Source organism: Methanosarcina spelaei, assembly GCF_002287235.1.
Taxonomy (GTDB): domain Archaea; phylum Halobacteriota; class Methanosarcinia; order Methanosarcinales; family Methanosarcinaceae; genus Methanosarcina; species Methanosarcina spelaei.
Genome location: NZ_LMVP01000347.1, coordinates 1 through 774, shown reverse-complemented (window position 1 = coordinate 774; position 774 = coordinate 1). Strand labels below are relative to the sequence as shown.

The 774-nt window shown below is 49.1% G+C and carries 1 pseudogene; it reads left to right on the top strand.

The window, feature by feature from the left end:
- Positions 1 to 774 (top strand): annotated as a pseudogene (locus tag ASJ81_RS14475) (monomethylamine:corrinoid methyltransferase); the annotation flags it as partial.

Sequence of the window (774 nt, the reverse complement as noted above, 5' to 3'; positions counted from 1 at the left end):
AGGCCTGGCATGGCTGTCTAGGGACCAGAGACCTCCCTGTCCGCTCAGGGAAACATTTCCGCCGACTGCGCTGGCGGAATGACCTGCACGGACAGCCACGAGGTCTCACAACTCAACGAACTTAAAATCGACCTGGATGCAATCTCAGTTATTGCCCACTATAAGGGGAACAGCGATATCATAATGGATGAACAGATGCCGATTTTCGGCGGATATGCAGGTGGAATTGAAGAAACAACGATTGTTGATGTTGCAACACATATCAACGCCGTGATAATGAGCAGCGCAAGCTGGCACCTTGATGGTCCTGTCCACATCCGCTGGGGATCAACCAACACCAGGGAAACCCTGATGATTGCAGGATGGGCATGTGCAACAATTTCAGAATTTACAGATATACTGTCAGGTAACCAGTACTACCCATGTGCAGGCCCATGCACTGAGATGTGTCTACTTGAGGCGTCAGCTCAGTCAATAACAGATACAGCATCAGGAAGAGAAATTCTTTCAGGTGTCGCAGCCGCAAAGGGTGTTGTCACAGACAAGACTACAGGTATGGAAGCCAGGATGATGGGAGAAGTGGCAAGGGCAACAGCAGGAGTAGAAATCTCTGAAGTAAATGTGATCCTTGACAAGCTTGTAGCTCTCTACGAAAAGAATTACGCAAGCGCTCCGGCAGGAAAGACATTCCAGGAGTGCTACGACGTAAAGACAGTAACACCAACTGATGAGTACATGCAGGTATACGACGGAGCAAGAAAGAAGCTCGAAGAA